The sequence below is a fragment of the Pseudoxanthomonas sp. LH2527 genome, from assembly GCF_022539275.1.
Lineage (GTDB): Bacteria > Pseudomonadota > Gammaproteobacteria > Xanthomonadales > Xanthomonadaceae > Pseudoxanthomonas_A.
Genome location: NZ_JAKZBW010000002.1, coordinates 81,344 through 98,669 on the forward strand (window position 1 = coordinate 81,344; position 17,326 = coordinate 98,669).

Here is a 17,326-nt window from a genome sequence, read left to right on the forward strand (position 1 = left end):
CGGCGCCGCATTGCCCGGCATGCATCAGAAGCCGCCGCTCAGGGTCATGAACGCGGTGGTATTGGTGCCGCCGCCCTGGTTGACCGTGGTGTTCACGCCGAGGTTGGCGTCGAAGCCGAACAGCTTGGTGCGCGCACCCAGCAGCAGCGTGCCGTAGCTGTCGTCGGTATCCAGACCCGGCACTGCGTAGGGCGCGGTGCCCGGCAGCGACAGCGACTGGGCGAACACTTCCGCCGCCGGATCCTCGAACTCGCGGTCGACCGTCAGGCGCGCATACGGCGCCAGGTGATCGTTGATCGCGTAGCTGACCTGCCAGCCGGCGCTGCCGATCAGCGAGTCGAAGTCCTGGTCCGGGTAGGCCAGCGCGGTCGAGTTGAGGTTGCTTTCGCTGTAACCATCCATCTCGATGGTCTGCGACACCACGCTGACCACGGGACCATGGCGGAAGGCGCCGTCGCCGAACTCGTAACCGGCGCTCGCGCCGACGGTCAGGTTGGTGCCGTCCGGCGAGCCGCTGTGCCGGCGCGACACCCCGCCCAACTGGACTTCGCGGTCAACGTCGTACGAGAGCCAGCTGTAGCTGACCTGCGCGTTCGCCCACAGGTGATCGCCGTACCAGCCGGCGAAACCGCCGAGGGTCGCATCGGATTCGTCGAAGCTGCCGCGGCGCAGGCCGAAGTCGTACTTCGCCCGGCCATAGCCGGCGAAGGCGCCGTAGACCCAGGAGCCGCTCGACCAGTCCACGCCGAAGGTGCCCGCAGGGCCGACGCCGTCGTACAGGTCGCCGTCGCCGTAGCGCAGGAAGTCGCCGCGCACGTCGCCCCACCAGCGCATGCCGTCCGCCTCGGGCTTGCCCGCCACGTGCGACGCCACGCGGTCGGCACGGGCGCGGCCGTGCACCGACGCGGTGTACGGCAGCAGCGCGATCTGGCGCGGCCCCTCCAGCATCGCCTGCGCGTACTGGGCCAGGATGCCGTGCGCCTTCGACGAGGGATGCACGCCATCGGCGAACGCATACACGTCCGGCGCATTGGCCGACGCATAGTTGAGCGGGCTGCAGGTGACCGAGGACGCTGTGATCTGCGGGTTGCAGGCGGTGCCGGTGACGTTGCCGAAGCCGTACTCGGCCGGGCTGGCCACGATCTCGCGCAGCAGCGTGAAGGTATCCAGCGGAATCACGCGCAGGCCGGCCGTGTTGAGCGCGCCGAACAGCGCGCTGTTGTAGGTCGAAGCCAGTTGCGTGCCACCGGCGGCGGCAGTCGGGCCCTGCGCGCGGAACGCCGGCGTCACGCCCAGGTCCGGCACGGTGGGCACCAGGATGTAGCGGGCACCGGCATTCTGCAGCGTGCCGATGATGCCGACCTGCGCGGTCACCGCGCCGCCGATGGTGGTGGCCGGGTCGGCGCCGGCGTTGGTGATGGCGAACAGATCGTTCGCCCCGCCCCAGACCGTGTACAGGGCGTTCGGATCGGCACGGCCGCCATTGGCGGACAGGTAGCTGGTCAGCTGCGTGGTCATCGACGGGATCGGACCCAGCGCACCCGACGTGTTGGTGCCCACGCGCGCGCCACCGACGGCGTAGTTGGTGCCGCCCTGGTTGGCGCTGGTGGCGCCGGTGCCGTAGTACTCGGCCAGGTATTCGGACCAGACCAGGCCGGGATTGGTGGTGAAGCGGCCCAGCAGGGCGCCGTTCGGGCCTACCGCCTGCACCAGCGCCGGGCGGAAATGGCCCGAGTCGGTCAGGCTGTCGCCGAAGAACACGGTCTGGGAATAGGGGCTGTCGCCGGCCAGGGCGGGAGCCGCCGCCACCGCCAGCGCGACGGCCAGCAGGGAACGGACGGGCGAAACGGAACGCTTCATGGGATCTCCGGGGCAAGTGTCGAGGGCTGCGTGCCGGCTCTGCCGTACGGCTGCGCATGGCGCGCATCGTTCCACCAAGCCCGCCGCTGTACACGCTGCAATGCGGCAAGCCGCCGGACCATCGGCGACAATGGCGGCATGGATATCCAGTTGAACGGGCAGCCGCACGCGCTGCCGGAACAGAGCACCATCGCCACCCTGCTCCAGCGCGAGGGGCTGGCCGAGCGTCGCGTGGCCATCGAGGTCAACGGCGAGATCATCCCGCGCGGGCAGCACGCGCAGCACGTGCTGCTGCCCGGCGACCGCGTCGAGATCGTCCACGCGCTCGGCGGCGGTTGAACGCACGACCGCGGCCACATCGGCGGGACGCACCGGCGCGACATGGGCGATAATCGCCGCATGTCCAACACCGCCCCCCATGACCCGCTGGTGATCGCGGGCAAGACCTACCGTTCCCGCCTGCTGACCGGCACCGGCAAGTTCAAGGATTTCGAGGAAACCCGCCTGGCCACCGAGGCCGCGGGCGCCGAGATCGTCACTGTCGCCATCCGCCGCACCAACCTGGGCCAGTCGCCCAACGAGCCCAACCTGCTCGACGTGCTGCCGCCGGACCGCTACACCATCCTGCCCAACACCGCCGGCTGCTACACCGCTGCCGACGCCGTGCGCACCTGCCGGCTGGCGCGTGAACTGCTGGACGGCCACACGCTGGTCAAGCTGGAAGTGCTGGGCGACCAGAAGACACTCTACCCCGATGTCGTGCAGACCCTGGCCGCCGCGGAGACGCTGGTGGCCGACGGCTTCCAGGTGATGGTCTACACCAGCGACGACCCCATCCTCGCCCGCCGCCTGGAAGAGATCGGCTGCGTGGCGGTGATGCCGCTGGCCGCGCCCATCGGCTCAGGCCTGGGCGTGCAGAACAAGTACAACCTGCTGGAAATCATCGAGAACGCCAAGGTGCCGGTGCTGGTCGATGCCGGCGTGGGCACCGCCTCCGATGCCGCCATCGCCATGGAGCTCGGCTGCGATGGCGTGCTGATGAACACCGCCATCGCCGGCGCGAAGCATCCGGTGCTGATGGCCAGCGCCATGCGCAAGGCGGTGGAAGCCGGCCGCGAAGCGTTCCTGGCCGGCCGCATCCCGCGCAAGCGCAACGCTTCGGCCTCCAGCCCGATCGACGGACTGATCGGCTGATGACGGACCCGTTTTCCAGCCCGGGCGCCAAGACACCGCCCAAGCCATTCACCATCAGCGAGGGCAGGCGCGAGATCCGCAGCTTCGTGTTGCGCCAGGGCCGCTTCACCGAGGCCCAGCAGCGCGCGTTCGACACGCAATGGCCGCGCTTCGGACTGGACTACACCGGCGCGCCGCGCGACTACGATGCGGTATTCGGCCGCGCGGCGCCGCGGGTGCTGGAAATCGGCTTCGGCAACGGCGAGGCGCTGCGCTTCGCCGCCGCCCGCGACAAGGACCGCGATTACTTGGGCCTGGAAGTGCATGCGCCCGGCGTCGGCCGGCTGTTGAACGCCCTGGCCGAGGACGGCAGCGACCACGTGCGCGTCTACCACCACGATGCGGTGGAAGTGCTGCAGCACGAGGTCGCCGACGGATCGCTGGATGAAGTCCGCATCTACTTTCCCGACCCCTGGCACAAGAAGCGCCACAACAAGCGCCGGCTGGTGCAGCCCGAGTTCGCCGCGCTGATCGCCCGCAAGCTGCGCCCCGGCGGCCGCCTGCACTGCGCCACCGACTGGGAGGCCTACGCCGAGCACATGTGGGACGTGCTGGATGCCACCCCGGGACTGGTCAACCGCGCCGGCCCGCGCGGCAGCGTGCCGCGCCCCGACTGGCGCCCGCAGACCCATTTCGAGACCCGCGGCCAGAAGCTCGGGCACGGGGTGTGGGATCTTGTGTATGACAAGCCGGGAATGGGGAATAGGGAATGGATGCGATGACCCGTCCACGTCCACCTGCATCTGTCGGGCCGCGGGGCCGAGGCGCCCTCGCCGATTCCCGATTCCCGACTCCCGATTCCCGCCTGCCGTAATGGACAACGCGCTGACGCTGACCAACGACATGAAGCTCGTCCTCGGGCTGGTCGGCTTCACGATGGCGATGTTCCTGTTCGAGCGCATCCGCGCCGACCTGGTGGCGCTGGTGGTGCTGGTGGTGCTGGGCATCACCGGGCTGATCGCGCCGGAGGAGATCTTCGGCGGCTTCTCCGGCAACGCGGTGATGAGCATCATCGCCACCATGATCCTCGGCGCCGGCCTGGACCGCACCGGCGCGTTGAACCGGTTGGCCTCGTGGTTGCTGCGGCGTGGCCATGGCATCGAGCAGCGGTTGCTGCTGATGACCGCCGCCATCGCCAGCCTCAATTCGTCCTTCATGCAGAACCCGTCGGTGATGGCGCTGTTCATGCCGGTCGCCTCGCGCCTGTCCTCGCGTACCGGCCTGTCGATGCAGCGGCTGCTGCTGCCGATCGCCGCCGCCATCGTCATGGGCGGCGCATTCACCATGGTCGGCAACTCGCCGCTGATCCTGCTCAACGACCTGCTGGTGTCGGCCAACAACAACCTGCCCTCCGGCATGGCGACGCTGGAGCCGCTGCGGATGTTTGCGCCGGCACCGATCGGCCTGGCGCTGGTGATCGCCTCGCTGGTGTACTTCCGCTACGTCGGCGACCGCAAGCTGAAGGACCAGGCCCAGGACAGCGACGGCGTGGTGACGCCGGCGCGCACCGAGAGCTACTTCGCCAACACCTACGGCATCGAAGGCGATGTGTTCGAGCTGGTGGTCAGTGCGGAAAGCCCGCTGGTGGGCATGTCGCTGGGCGAAGCCGAGGCCCTGCACAACGCACCCTTGATGCTCGCCCTGCAGACCGGCAACGACACCCGCCTGGCGCCGCCGGCGGACATGCGTATCTGGGTGGGCAGCGTGCTGGGCGTGATGGGCACGCGGCAGGAGATCAGCGATTTCGCGCAGAACCAGTTCCTGCGCATGTCCTCGCGCCTGCGCCACTTCGGCGACCTGTTCAATCCGAGCCGCGCAGGCATTTCCGAGGCGGTGGTGCCACCGACGTCGAAGTTCATCGGCAAGACCGCGCGCGAGCTGCGCCTGCGCAAGCAGAACGGTATCAGCCTGCTGGCGATCAACCGCGACAAGAAGGTCATCCGCGAGAATGTGCGCGAGGAAAAGCTGCGCGCCGGCGACATGCTGGTGTTCCACAGCATCTGGCAGGACCTGGGCCTGGCGGCCGAGAGCCGCGACTTCGTGGTGGTGACCGACTACCCGAAGGGCGAGCAGCGGCCGCACAAGTTCAAGATCGCGATGACCATCTTCGCCATCACCATCATCATCGCGCTGACCTCCAAGCTGCCGGTGGCGCTGACGCTGATGACCGGCGTGGCCGGCATGCTGCTGACCGGCGTGCTGCGCATGGACGAGGCCTACGGCGCGATCAACTGGAAGACCGTGTTCCTGATGGCCGGGCTGATCCCGCTGGGCTGGGCGATGGACAGCAGCGGCGCGGCCGCGTGGGTGGCGGGCCATACGGTGGAGCGGTTGCCCGAAGGCATTCCCATCTGGGTGCTGGAGATCGCCGTGGCGCTGCTGACCACGGCGTTCTCGCTGGTCATCAGCCATGTCGGCGCGACCATCGTGATGGTGCCGATGGCGATCAACCTGGCGCTGGCGGCCGGTGGCAATCCCACTGCGTTCGCGCTGATCGTGGCGCTGTCGGCGTCGAACAACCTGATGACGGCGTCGAATCCGGTGATCTCGATGATCGTCGGCCCGGCGAACTACACCTCGCGCCAGCTGTGGCGCGTCGGCGGGCCGCTGTCGCTGGTCTACACGATGGTGGTGGTGCTCGCGGTGAACGCGCTGTTCTGGTGGAGTGCGCGCGGCGGATGACTACCCCGTCACTGGACTTGTTGCTCCTGCCGGATCGCTACGCGGTCGCGCAACTGCCTGCCGACGCCGCCCTGCCCGTCTGGTGGCCCACCAGCGGCATGCGCCACGCCGGCTGGACCGACGACGAACTGTCGCTGGTCTGCGAGGAAGCGCATGTCCCCGACGATGTCCGCTGCCAGCGCGGCTGGCGTATGTTCAAGCTGCAGGGACCGTTCGACTTCGCCCTGACCGGCATCCTGAAGGCGGTGCTGGATCCGTTGGCAGCGGCAGGCGTGGGCATCTTCGCGATCTCCACCTTCGACACCGACTATGTGCTGGTGCAGGCGCACCAGTTGGAGCCGGCACGCCATGCCCTGATGACCTCAGGACACAGGCTCCTCCCATGATCTCCGGCCGGGCGCTTGCTGGTGCCATCGCCCTTGTTGCCATCCTGGTCCTTGCAGCCTGTCGTGCCCGGGAACCGCAGGCGCCGGTTGCCAATGCCGACGACGCCATGACGTGCCCCGTGTTGAAAGCGAAGGTTGCCTGGGACCTGACCGTACGCTACGGACCTGACTTTCTGGTGTGCGGATACCGTTTCGCCGCGACAAACGAACCTATCGCATCGATTTACGTCGGCAACCATCCCGACACGCCGACGTTGAAATTCGTCGGCTTTCATCCGGACGGTAGCGGCAGCGCATGGTTCGCTGACGCCAACGCGGGACGGGAGTGGCCACGTTCGTACTGGAGTTTTCGAGAAAACCCCTCACGCGCCATGGCAACGACGGTGATCCGCATCGAAGCGAACTCCTACGAAGACCTCAAGAAGAAAGCCCGGGTTGCACAAGCCTTCGAGCGATGAGGTCCTGACGGATTCAGCGCCTGCGCAACACGATCCGCGCCAGCACCGCACCGAAGTGCAACCAGATGGCACCGAACACGCCTGCCCGCGTGAGCGTGCCGCATCGCGCCGCCTCGAACTTGCGGAAGTAGCGCCACAGGCCGCGGTGCTTGTGCCATTCCACGAATACCGGGCGCGCGCGGCTCGATACGCCGCGGATGTGCAGTACACGGATGTCGTTGGCGACGGCGACCAGCGCAGCTTCGGCACGCGCGCGACGACACAGGTCCATGTCCTCGGCGTGCAGGCGATAGCCTTCGTCGAAGCCGCCGATCCTGTCGAACAGCGCGCGCGGCATCAGCATCAGCGCACCGGAGACGATGTCCACCGGCTGCAACACCTGCGCATCATCGACGGGTACGCCCAGTTTCGACGCCGCGCCCGGCGAGCGCAGCATCGCCGCGAACTGCGGATCACGGCGACGCGCGGCGACATCGCGCACGCCGTCTTCGTCGACCAGATCGACACCGAGCACCACCGCGCCCGCCATGTCGCTGGCATGCGCGCGCAGCCGCGACAGCGTGTCCGCTTCCACCATCAGGTCCGGATTGACGAACGCCAGCCACGGCGCGTCGGTGTCGCGCGCACCCTGGTTGCAGCCGACCGCGAAGCCGGGGTTGTCCGGATTGGCGATGAAGCGCAGGCGCGCATCCTGCAGCGCGTGCCGCTGCACGATCTCCATGGTGTCGTCGGTCGACGCATTGTCGACCACGCGGATCTCGTGCACGCCGTGCGCCACCCGCAGCCGCATCAGGCAATCGTCGATGCTGGACGCGCTCTCGTGCGTGACCACCACCGCGACGATGCCGGACATCTCAACCGAAGAGGTCACGCTGGCGCTCCGGTGATCCCGCGTCGGCATACAGGGCGTGCAAGCGCTCGCGCGGCTGGCGCAGCGGGTCGTCCATCAGGAAGGTCGCCAGCCGCGGCGTGAAGGTCGGCCAGCGCGCATTCAAGGCGTCCATGTCGCCGTCGGCGGGACCGCCTTCGCCACCGCGTGCGACGAACGCGGTCTCGCACAGTACGTTGCGCCAGCCCAGGCCGGCCAGGCGCAGCGACAGGTCGACCAGTGCGGCGTACCACGACCCGTAGCTCGCCGCGTCCAGCCCGCCGACGCGCTTGCGCGCGCTGCCGCGCAAGGCGACGGCGTGCGCGACGGCGGCGGGGAGTTCCGGATGCAGCGGCGACATCGCCGCGCAGGCGTGCGCAGTGCGCTCGACATCCGCGGGAGGCGGGCTCACTTCGCCCAGGCGCGGCCAGGCGGCGGCTTCGCCGGCATTGCACCAGGGCGTGGCGGTGGCGATGGCGGCGTCGCGCGCGAAACAGGCGGCCAGCTGCTGCAGCCAACCGGGCAGCGGCTGCGCGTCGGGCGCCAGCACCACCACGTCGGCATCGCCGCAGGCAGCGAGCATCTGGTCCACGTGCGCGACTTCGCCCAGCATGCGCGGGCGCCGCGTGTAGTCGGCCTGCAGGCGGGTGCGCGCCAGCCAGCGCTCGATGATGGCCAGCCCGCGCGGGCCGGCCTGCGCATCATCGGCCAGCCACAGGCGCGTGCCGGCCGGCGTGGCGGCGTCGAGGGCGCCGAGGCAGGCGTCGAGCGCGTCGTCGTCGCTGCCGATCGGCAACAGGACGATGGGCAGGCTCGAAGCGGGCGGCGTCACTTGCGCGGAGCGTTCAGCGGTTCCAGCGCGCGGAAGCGTTTGCCGTACTCGTCGGTCAGGTCGTTCGCCTCCTGCGGATTGCGCACGATGGTCGGCGTGAGCAGCACGATCACTTCGCTGCGCTCGGAGCTGGTGGTCTTCCGGCCGAACAGGCCGCCGATGATCGGAATCCGGCTCAGTCCGGGGATGCCCGCCGAACCGTTGGTGGCGCTGTCGCTGATCAGGCCCGCCAGCATGACGGTGTTGCCCGCCTGCACGGCCGCCTCGGTCTTGAAACGGCGGTTGTTGATGCGGACGTTGCCGTTCTCGTCCGGCACGTCGCCGGGCGTGCTGACTTCCTGCACGATTTCCATGAACACCACGCCGTCCTTGGTCACGCGCGGGCGCACCTTCAGGATGATGCCGGTGTCGAGGTATTGCACCTGGCTGAAGGTGCTGTCGCCGCCCAGCCCGGGATTGACGGTGACCGACGAAATCGGAATGCGGCTGCCGACGTTGAGCGTGGCTTCCGCGTTGTTGCGCACGAAGATCGACGGCGTCTGCAGCAGGCGGAGGTCGCTGACTTCGTCGAGCGCCGTGATGACGGCGGCTGCGTCGTTCTTGACCAGCGTCCACACCGCGCCCGCGCCGCCCACCCCGCCGATGCTGCCGGCCAGCGTGCTCCAGGCACTGGGCCCACCCGCGCCCGGCGCGGCGAAGGGACCCAGGCCGTTGTCGGTCATCGCACGCTCGAGGAACCAGCTGACGCCGTAGCTCAGGTCGCCGGTCAGCGACACCTCGGCGATCTGCGCTTCGATATGTACCTGCATCGGCATCACGTCGAGCTTGTCGACCACCTCGCGGATCGACTGCCAGGCGCTGGGGCTGGCGCGCACCAGCAGCGTATTGGTCTCTTCCACGGCCGCCACGCCGACGCGGCTGCCGTCGACCTCGAGCGTCACCGCGCCGTTGCCGCCGTCGCGCTGGTTGAGCGACAGCGAGCCACCGCCCAGCCCGCCGCTGCTGGAGCCCGTGCCACTGCTGCTGCCGAAATCGACGCTGCCGCCGCTGCTGTTCATGCCACCGTCGTTGATCTGCACGGACTCCGTGCCGGGCATCAGCGACACATTGCCCGGCCCGCCGGTCGAACGGCCGTCGCTGTCGCTGCCGCTGTTGCCGCCGGAGGAACCGAACACCTCCGCCAGCCGCTGCGCGAGTTCGCGCGCCTTGATGTACTTCAGTTCGTACGAGAACAGCCGGCTGCCCTCGCCCGCGCCATCGATGCGCTCCAGCCACTGCTGGATCTGGTCCAGGTACGCCGGCTGCGGCGTAATCACCAGCACGGCGTTCGCACCTTCCAGCGGCATGAAACGGAACATGCCGGCGCTGGGCGTCTTGCTGTCGTTGCCGAACACCTTCTCCAGGTCGGCGACCACGCGGGTGGCGCGGCCGGTCTGCAGCGGGAACACGCCCACCGACATGCCGGACAGCCAGTCGACGTCGAAGATCTCGACGGTGCGCAGGTAGTTTTCCAGCTCGGTCCGCGTACCGGCGAGGGTGATGACGTTGCGGGTGCCATCGACATTGACGATGGCGTTGGGCCGCGCGTACGGCTCCAGCACCTTCTTCATCTCGCTGGCGGAAATGAAACGCAGCGGCACCACGCGCACTTCATACCCGCGGGCGCTGGACGCAGGGCCCGTGCGCGGCGCCACGCTGCCGGCCAGCGCCTGGTCGGCCGGGATGATGTTGTAGCGGCCGCCGCTGTAGACCAGCCGCGCGTTGTTCCAGCCCAGCACCATCTCCAGCAGGTTCAGCGCCTCGGCCGGCGACACCGGCTTGGGTGTGCCCAGCGTGACCGTGCCCTGCACGCCCGGCGCGATCACATAGTTCTGCCCCAGCATGTCACCGAGGATCGCCTTGACCACGGCGTGGACGGACTCGCCTTCGAAGTTGAAGGTGGCCGATCCGCTGCTGGCGCCGCCGAGCGACGGCAGCGGCGACGCCGCCGCGCTGCGGTTGATCATCTGCCCGTTGCCGCGGCGGATCTGCGCCTGCGGCCCGGCGACCGGAGACTCGGCCTCCGGCAGCGGCGTGGTCTGTGCGGTGCCGGCCACGACCTCGCCCGTCTGGGTGCCGGCGGTGCGGCGCACGTCCGGCGACGGCGCGGTCGCGCAGCCGGCCAGCAGGCCCAGGCAGAGGGAAAACAGGATCACACGTAACGTCATGCCGGCACTCTACTGTGTCTTGCCGGGCGCTGCCGGCGGCGTGGTGGGTTGCGCCTGCTGCTGCCGCAGCTGCGCGCGGCGCTGCTCGATGCGCTGGCGGATGGCTTCCATCTGTTCGTCGGCGGTGGCGACCGGCACGGAGGGATCGCTCGACGACGAAGGCGTGGGCACGGCGACCGGCGCGGGTGCCTGCCCGGGCGCGGGCGGCGAGGCCACGGTCGGCATGGCCACCGGCGCGCTGTTGCCGCCGGTGGTACGACCGCCCGGCATCACCGGCGGAGCACCCGCCGCAGCGGGCGGCACCATCGGCGGCACGGTGGCGACCGGGGTCGGCGGCTGCCCGCCGGCGCCGTCGAAGACGCGCAGTTCCAGCTCGCGGCGACCTTCCGGTCCATCGAACACGGCGCGGCGCGGATCCAGTTCCGCCAGTTGCCAGCCGGGGAAGCCCGCCGGCGACTCGCCCACTTTCACCCGCAGCCCTTCGCCGCCTTGCGCGGGCTGCACGATCGCCAGTTGCAGGTACGGCGTGATCAGCACGCTGGTCAGCACCAGGTCGAAGGCCGGTGCCGCGGCTTCTTCGCCGGACAGGAAGAAAGGCTTGGGGCGGCGGTCTTCGGAGAACAGCGGCCGCGCGCCCACGTCGGCGTACTGGTCCAGCGCGCCCAGACGCTCCGGTGGACTCGGCGGCAGCCGCGGCAAGGCCTGCACCAGGGCCGGATCGGCCGGCAACGGCGTGATGCGGCTGCCCAGCCCGAACAGCGCGAGCAACGCGGCCAGCACGGCCCATCCCGCCACGACGGCCAGCAGCCAGGTGCGGACGCTCCAGGCATCAGCGCGCACCGGCAGGCTCCTGATTCACCGCCGGCGAGGGCTTGAGGTAACCGTACAGGTCGAAGTTCACGTCCAGTCCCCCGGCACCGCTCTCGCTGGCCTGGAAGGCATAACGCTGCGGCAGGATGTTGAGGTTCTCGACGAACAGGCGCGGGCTGCCGGATTCGATCTGGTGCAGCACCGAAGCGAGTTCGGGCGCGCCGCAGCGCAGGCGCACCTGCACCACCACGCGCGGGTAGACCTCGCGGCCGCCAACCGCCAGCGGCGACTGGTTGGCGATGGCACAGCTGCGGTTGCCCGGACTGGCCTGCTTGACGATGGTTTCCAGCCGCTGCACCAGGCCGGCGGTGGCCAGTTCCACCGTCGCTTCCGGCAGGAAACCGGGGCGCTGCGCCTGCTGCGCCAGCGCGGCCGCGAGTTCGCGTTGCACCTGCGGGGCCTGCTGCAACTGGGTGCGGATGCGCAGTTCGCGCCCGCGCAGTTCGTCGACGCGCGCACCGACGTCCTGCATCGGCACGGTCCACCACGGATGCACCAGCAGGAAATAGCCGAGCAGCAGCGCGGCCAGCAGCAGCGCCAGCGCCAGCCAGCGGTCGCGGTCAGTCACGGCCAGCGGCATTGGCGTCTCCCTGCGGGTTGGCGGCCGGGTCCTGCTTGCCCAGCAGTTCGGCGGTCAGGGTGAAACGGTCCATGCGCGTGCGCGGATCCGGCTGCAACGCCCCGCTCAAGGCGGGATTGCGCCACAGCGGCGAGCCCTGCAGGCGCGCCACCAGTCCGGAGGCTTCCGGACTGAAGCCGATCAGCGTGAGCCGGTCGCCTTCGATGGCGAGCTTCTCGAGATAGGTGTTGTCAGGCAGGCGCCGGGTGACGTCGTCCATCACTTCCAATGCGGTGGGGCGACGGGCGCTGGTCTGGTTGAGGACGGTTGTGCCGGTGACCAGGTCGACCAGCTGCTGCCGTTGCGCAGCCACCTGGCGTGCGGCGTCGGCCCGGCTGTCGACCTGGGCGGCGAAGGCGTCGGCGGCCGCGCGGCGGTTGTCCAGCACGGCCCAGGCCGCGAACACCAGCGCCACCACCGCCACCGCGGCGAGCGCCAGGTGCAGGCCACGCTGCGGCGCCTGCCGGGCCACGCGCGCGGCCTCGGGCAACAGGTTCAGGCCGAGGATCCCGCCCTCGGCGTCTTCCACATCGGCACCCGCCATGCCGTCCGCCAGTCCCCCCAGACGGGCCAGGCCGCTGGTGAAGGCGACCGTCGGCACCGCCGCCAGTTCGACCTCGAGCTGGCCGTCCTCGCGCACGCCCAGCACGCGCGCATCGAAGCAGGCCTCGTTGGCGGTGAACGGCGTCTGCCGGTCCAGCTCGAACGCCAGCACGTCGCGCAGGCGTTCTGCGGCGGCGGCGGGCAGCAGCAGGCGGCGACGCAAGGCCATGTCCGCCGGCACCAGCCACCAGCGCGGCAAGCCGGCCAGGCGGTTGCCGAGCAGCGCACGCAGTTCGTCCGCCGTGACGGTCGCCGGCAGGCGCGCGAGCAGGTGCCGCTGCGTGCCTTCGAGCCAGCTCATCTCGATCTCGTCCTCCTGCCGCTGGAACAGCAGGCGATCGCCGGTCAGCCCCAGCAGCACGCGCCAGCGCGCCGGCAACCAGGTCGCCAGCGCCTGTCCCCACCACGCCAGGAAACTGCGTGGCCCGGGGCCGAAGCGCGCACGGAAGCGCTGCAGGGTGTCGCGTACGCCGCTCATTGTGGTGACGCTCCCTCCTCCCAGCGCAACAAGGTATAGGCCGAACCCGGCACCGGGCTGGCTCCCGCGCGCACCACCGTCCTCAGCGCCGCCTCGCGGCCATCGGCCAGCCGCGCACGGCTCTCGATACTATACGTGCCGCTCCCGGTGCCGACGAGTTGCGGATTGCCGGCCGCACCGGTGGCGTTGCGCTGCGCCAGCCACGCCGCCGCATCCACGCCCATCGCTTCCAGCACGGGACCCTGCGCGTAGCTCGCGTCCGGTTGCCCGCGTCCCGAGTACAGGGTCAGGAACGGCGCCATCCGTGCGTACAGGTCGGGCGTCATGCCGAGGACCTGTTCGACCTCCGCGAGGGTGTCGAACGGCGCGTCCTTGGCGCCGTAGTCGCGACCGGCCGCCGCGTAGTCGCCGTCCTCGGCGCCGCCCACCGGCTGGCTGAGGTTGTCGGCGTCGCGCCAGTCGACGATCGCCGCCGCCAGTACGTCGCTGACATCGGCAGGCTGTCCGAGCGCCTGCATCAGGCGCGACAGCAGCGGCACGTCGGCCTGGTTCAGATCGACCTTGCCGGTCTCGTCGACGATGCGCACCTGCACCTCGTTGCCATCGAAGCTCCATGCGTAGGCACGGCCGTTGGGTTGCCAGTGGGTTTCCGGATTGCGGTCGGACACGCGCACCAGCGCGTACTCCATGCCGGCGCGCGCCACTTCCTGCGCCACCGCGCCGCGGCTGCCGACGCGCCCCTGCAACGCCTCCATCCGCGCGGTCAGTGCGTACGCGCCAACCAGCGCGGTGAGCAGCGCCACCAGCCACAGCACCAGCAACAGGGCAGCGCCGCGCGCACGGTTCATGGCAGCACCGGATTCGTGCCGCCCGGCAACAGGCCACCGCCGGCGCCGCCCTCGCTGCGCGCCAGCGTCACCACCAGGTCGGGCCAGCGGCCGCCGTGCACCGCTTCCGCTTCCATCTCCACCTTCACCTGCAGCGGCAGCATCTCCGAGGTCTCCCAGCGGTCCTGCCACGGCCCGAGCCGGTTGTCCGCGTCCAGTCCGCGATAGCGGAAGCGCACCGCGCGCAGGCCATCGGCGAGGCGTTCGGCACGCTGGCCGCGGGCGGCGTGCTCCACCTCTTCCAGCGACGCTTCCGGCCGCGCCACGGAGAACGCCACCTGCAACCGCCCCTGGTCGTCGGCGACCAGTTCGTGCAGGTAGGGCCCGCCGTAGCCGAGATAGTCCGGCAGATCCGCCACGAAGCGCATGCGCTGAGGCGAACCGATGAAGCGCGCCTGCCGCAGCGAGCTGCGATCGGTGGCGAACACGATGGGCTGCGCGGAGGCCAGCCGCGCGCGCAGGTAGCCGTGCACCGCGCGCATGCGTTCGCTTGCCTGCGCGATGTCTTCGCCGCGGGTCACCACGGCGGTGGACGAGCGCAGCGTGGCGAACGCCAGCGCCAGCCCGGCCGCCATCAGCACCAGCGCCACCAGCACCTCGATCAGGGTGAAGCCGCGGGCCTGCGCGCGCCTCACGGCACCACCGCCTGATTGATGTCGCGCGGCGCCAGCCGCAGCGTGCGCCATTGCATCGCCTGCCCGCGCTCGTCGCCCCAGCGCACCACCAGCCGCACGTCGAGCAGTTGCGGTGCGCCGGCATCGACCTGCGCGCGCGCCGCCAGCGGATCGGCGAACGGCGCCACCTCGAGGTGCCAGCGATAGCGGTCGCCCTCGAAGCTGCCTTCCTGCCGGCCCGGCTGCAGCACCTCACCCGCGCCCAGCTGTGCGAGCAGCGACTGTGCGTGCAGGGTGGCGCGACTGCTGTCCGCCGACTCCCGTACCTGCCGGCTTGCGCCGGACAGCGAGCCGAGCAACAGGGTCAGCGCGAGCGCCAGCAGGGCGAAGGCGACGATGACTTCGAGCAGGGTGAAGCCGTGCTGGTCGCGGCGTGCCGGCGGCGTCATGGTGCCCGCACCTCGTCGCGCAGCAGCCGGGTTTCACCGGTCAGCCAGGCCACGTCGGCGCTCCATGCCGCCGTTCCCGCCGACAAGGTCACGCGGCCACCGGTGGAGCCGCCATCGGGAAAGAACAGGATCGCGCCCTCGCCCGCACGCAGCTGCGCCTCGCGCACACCGGTGAAGCGGACCGACAGCGACCCGTCGATCTCGCCACGACGGTCGCCGGCGGCTTCCCAGGCATGCGCACGCGGATCGATCCGGAACAGCTGCGGCTGCCCGGTCGCGATGGCGCGCGCCCGCGTGTAGCGCAGCTGCGCCGCGATCTCCTTGGATTCGGAACGCAGCCGCATGCCGTCCATGCCACCGGTGAACACCATCGCCGCCAGGATCGCGGCCGCCGCCATCAGCGTCATGACCAGCAGCGTTTCCAGCAGCGTGAACCCTTCCGCTCGCGCACGCGCGACGGCGCGCCCGGAGGCGGACAGGTGCGCAGGGGCGAAGCGGCGTGCCACGACGGCGGGCGTCGCGCTTATTCGTTCTTGATGTCCGCGTTGACGCTGTCGCCACCGGCCTGGCCGTCGGCGCCCAGGCTGACCAGGTCGAAGCGCTGCGTCTCGCCGGGAATGCGGTAGTCGATCGGGTTCTTCCACGGATCCTGCAACTCGCTTTCCTTCGCATACGGCCCCAGCCAGCCGGGCGCGTTGCCGGGGTTGGTCACCAGGTCGGTCAACTGCGCCGGATAACGTCCGGTGTCCAGCTGGTAGGTTTCGATCTTGCCCGCCAGCGTCTGCACCTGCGACTGCGCCAGCTTGACCTTGCCGCTGTCGGCGCCGCCCATCACGCGGCTGCCCACCAGCACCAGGATGCCGCCGATCAGCACCAGCACGATGATGATCTCGAGCAGGCTGAAACCCTGCTGGGAACGCGGGGAACGGAACGCAGTCATCGAACGCATGCGGGACATGGTGGCGGACTCTCCAGTAAGGCTCAGTTGATGGCGCCGGTCAGATCGTACAGCGGGACCAGCACGGCGATGATGACCACGCCGACCACGGCGGCCAGGACCAGCGTGATGGCGGGGACGAGGGCGGCCAGCATACGGTCCAGCACCTGAGCGGTTTCCTGCTCGAAGGTCTCGGCGGTCTTCAGCAGCATGCCGTCCAGCGCACCCGACTCCTCGCCCACCTGGATCATCTGCAGCGCCAGCCGCGGGAACCGCTTGCTCTTGCCGAGCGAGGCGGACAGGCCATGGCCGTTCTTCACGTCCTCGGCGGCCACATCCACGTCGGCCGCCAGCGCCCGGTTGCCCAGCACGTTGCGGGCGATCCCCAGCGCGGTGAGCAGCGGCACGCCGTTCTTCAGCAGCGTGCCCAGCGTGCGTGCCAGCCGGGCGGTCTCCAGGCGTGCAACCAGCGGCCCGACCAGCGGCCGGCCCAGCAACCAGGCGTCCAGCCGCCCGCGGAAGGCGGCATCGCGGCGGCGGCGGTCGAACCACACCAGCGCCAGCGCCGGCACCGCGATCAGCACGAACCAGAAATCGCGCACGAAGGCGCCCACCCACAGCACGCCCTGGGTGAACCAGGGCAACGTCACGTCCAGGCTCTCGTACATCACCGCGAACTGCGGCACCACGTAGCCCAGCAGGAACAGAAGCGCAAAGCCCACCACCACCAGCAGGATGGCCGGATACACCAGCGCGTTGACCACGCGCCCCTTCAGCGCGCGGCTGCGCTCCAGGTAATCGCCGAGCCGCTGCAGGGTGTCGTGCAGGCTGCCGCCCGCCTCGCCCGCGCGCACCATGTTGATGTAGAGCCGCGAGAACAGGCCATGCTGCCGGTCCAGCGCCGTCGACAACGGCGCGCCGCCGCGCACGGCGTCGCGGATATCGGTGATGACGCGCCGCGCCTTCTCGTCTTCCGGCAGGTCGAGCAGGATGCCCAGTGCACGGTCCAGCGGCTGCCCGGCGCCGAGCAGCGTGGCGAGCTGCTGGGTGAACTGCACCAGCCGGTCGCCGGCGAACGCATTCGGCCGCCACAGCTGCCGCAGGCTGCCGCCGCCACCGGCGGAGGCCAGCGCGGCTTCGACCGGCAGGTGTCCCTGCTCCTGCAGACGCGCCACGACCTCGGCATCGCTGGCGGCGTCCATCTGGCCGTCCAGCATTTCACCGTGCGCGTTGAGGGCCTTGTAGCGGTAGAGCGGCATGCGGCAGGACGGTCGGGGAATGCGCCAACTTACCGTATTCGCCCGTCCAGCGTCATGGGCGGGCATCACGTCGCGACACGAAGC

General features: G+C 70.1%; 19 protein-coding genes. 6 read left to right on the forward strand and 13 right to left on the reverse strand.

What is annotated here, in order from left to right:
• Positions 1-24 precede the first annotated feature (24 nt).
• Complete coding sequence (locus MMG85_RS01860) at positions 25-1,827, reverse strand: autotransporter domain-containing protein (RefSeq protein WP_241044610.1); 1,803 nt, start codon at positions 1,825-1,827, stop codon at positions 25-27.
• Positions 1,828-1,998: 171 nt separating this feature from the next.
• Here MMG85_RS01860 and thiS point away from each other — a divergent pair, with 171 nt between their 5' ends.
• From thiS to MMG85_RS01890, 6 genes are all read left to right on the forward strand, one after another.
• A complete protein-coding gene (gene thiS / locus MMG85_RS01865; RefSeq protein ID WP_241044400.1) occupies positions 1,999-2,199 on the forward strand; it encodes a sulfur carrier protein ThiS in 201 nt (66 codons plus the stop codon).
• A 60-nt stretch (positions 2,200-2,259) separates the two neighbouring features.
• Positions 2,260-3,054: a thiazole synthase gene (locus MMG85_RS01870; RefSeq protein WP_162336914.1), complete on the forward strand. Its 795-nt coding sequence runs from the start codon at positions 2,260-2,262 to the stop codon at positions 3,052-3,054.
• On the forward strand, positions 3,054-3,815 hold the full coding sequence (gene trmB / locus MMG85_RS01875) for a tRNA (guanosine(46)-N7)-methyltransferase TrmB (protein WP_241044403.1): 762 nt from the start codon (positions 3,054-3,056) through the stop codon (positions 3,813-3,815). Before MMG85_RS01870 ends, trmB begins: the two co-directional genes overlap by 1 nt.
• A gap of 91 nt (positions 3,816-3,906) precedes the next feature.
• The gene (locus MMG85_RS01880; protein ID WP_241044405.1) at positions 3,907-5,775 is read left to right on the forward strand and encodes an SLC13 family permease; all 1,869 of its coding nucleotides are present in this window, start codon (positions 3,907-3,909) and stop codon (positions 5,773-5,775) included.
• Positions 5,772-6,161: an ACT domain-containing protein gene (locus MMG85_RS01885; RefSeq protein WP_241044407.1), complete on the forward strand. Its 390-nt coding sequence runs from the start codon at positions 5,772-5,774 to the stop codon at positions 6,159-6,161. Before MMG85_RS01880 ends, MMG85_RS01885 begins: the two co-directional genes overlap by 4 nt.
• The gene (locus MMG85_RS01890) at positions 6,158-6,619 is read left to right on the forward strand and encodes a hypothetical protein (RefSeq protein ID WP_241044409.1); all 462 of its coding nucleotides are present in this window, start codon (positions 6,158-6,160) and stop codon (positions 6,617-6,619) included. The genes MMG85_RS01885 and MMG85_RS01890 overlap by 4 nt, the downstream gene beginning before the upstream one ends.
• 13 nt (positions 6,620-6,632) lie before the next feature.
• Here the strand turns inward: MMG85_RS01890 and MMG85_RS01895 are convergent, their stop codons facing one another.
• From MMG85_RS01895 to MMG85_RS01950, 12 genes are all read right to left on the reverse strand, one after another.
• Positions 6,633-7,472 (reverse strand): glycosyltransferase family 2 protein, encoded by an 840-nt coding sequence (locus tag MMG85_RS01895; protein ID WP_241044612.1) that lies wholly within the window; start codon positions 7,470-7,472, stop codon positions 6,633-6,635.
• A gap of 1 nt (position 7,473) precedes the next feature.
• Positions 7,474-8,319: a glycosyltransferase gene (locus MMG85_RS01900; RefSeq protein ID WP_241044411.1), complete on the reverse strand. Its 846-nt coding sequence runs from the start codon at positions 8,317-8,319 to the stop codon at positions 7,474-7,476.
• On the reverse strand, positions 8,316-10,526 hold the full coding sequence (gene gspD, locus MMG85_RS01905; RefSeq protein WP_241044413.1) for a type II secretion system secretin GspD: 2,211 nt from the start codon (positions 10,524-10,526) through the stop codon (positions 8,316-8,318). Before gspD ends, MMG85_RS01900 begins: the two co-directional genes overlap by 4 nt.
• 9 nt (positions 10,527-10,535) lie before the next feature.
• The gene (locus MMG85_RS01910; protein ID WP_241044415.1) at positions 10,536-11,366 is read right to left on the reverse strand and encodes a general secretion pathway protein GspN; all 831 of its coding nucleotides are present in this window, start codon (positions 11,364-11,366) and stop codon (positions 10,536-10,538) included.
• Positions 11,356-11,964, reverse strand: a complete 609-nt coding sequence (gene gspM / locus MMG85_RS01915; protein ID WP_241044418.1) for a type II secretion system protein GspM — start codon at positions 11,962-11,964, stop codon at positions 11,356-11,358. The genes MMG85_RS01910 and gspM overlap by 11 nt, the downstream gene beginning before the upstream one ends.
• Positions 11,957-13,096 carry a PilN domain-containing protein gene (locus MMG85_RS01920; RefSeq protein WP_241044420.1) on the reverse strand — a complete coding sequence of 380 codons (1,140 nt, stop codon included), beginning with the start codon at positions 13,094-13,096 and terminating at the stop codon, positions 11,957-11,959. The genes gspM and MMG85_RS01920 overlap by 8 nt, the downstream gene beginning before the upstream one ends.
• Positions 13,093-13,944: a type II secretion system protein GspK gene (locus MMG85_RS01925; protein ID WP_241044422.1), complete on the reverse strand. Its 852-nt coding sequence runs from the start codon at positions 13,942-13,944 to the stop codon at positions 13,093-13,095. The genes MMG85_RS01920 and MMG85_RS01925 overlap by 4 nt, the downstream gene beginning before the upstream one ends.
• Entirely contained in the window at positions 13,941-14,618 is a 678-nt protein-coding gene (locus MMG85_RS01930) for a prepilin-type N-terminal cleavage/methylation domain-containing protein (RefSeq protein ID WP_241044424.1), read from the reverse strand. Before MMG85_RS01930 ends, MMG85_RS01925 begins: the two co-directional genes overlap by 4 nt.
• A complete protein-coding gene (locus tag MMG85_RS01935) occupies positions 14,615-15,046 on the reverse strand; it encodes a prepilin-type N-terminal cleavage/methylation domain-containing protein (protein ID WP_241044426.1) in 432 nt (143 codons plus the stop codon). The genes MMG85_RS01930 and MMG85_RS01935 overlap by 4 nt, the downstream gene beginning before the upstream one ends.
• Entirely contained in the window at positions 15,043-15,453 is a 411-nt protein-coding gene (locus tag MMG85_RS01940; protein WP_241044613.1) for a GspH/FimT family pseudopilin, read from the reverse strand. The genes MMG85_RS01935 and MMG85_RS01940 overlap by 4 nt, the downstream gene beginning before the upstream one ends.
• A gap of 116 nt (positions 15,454-15,569) precedes the next feature.
• Complete coding sequence (gene gspG / locus MMG85_RS01945) at positions 15,570-15,995, reverse strand: type II secretion system major pseudopilin GspG (protein WP_241044428.1); 426 nt, start codon at positions 15,993-15,995, stop codon at positions 15,570-15,572.
• A gap of 32 nt (positions 15,996-16,027) precedes the next feature.
• On the reverse strand, positions 16,028-17,242 hold the full coding sequence (locus MMG85_RS01950; RefSeq protein ID WP_241044430.1) for a type II secretion system F family protein: 1,215 nt from the start codon (positions 17,240-17,242) through the stop codon (positions 16,028-16,030).
• Between the last annotated feature and the right edge of the window lie 84 nt (positions 17,243-17,326).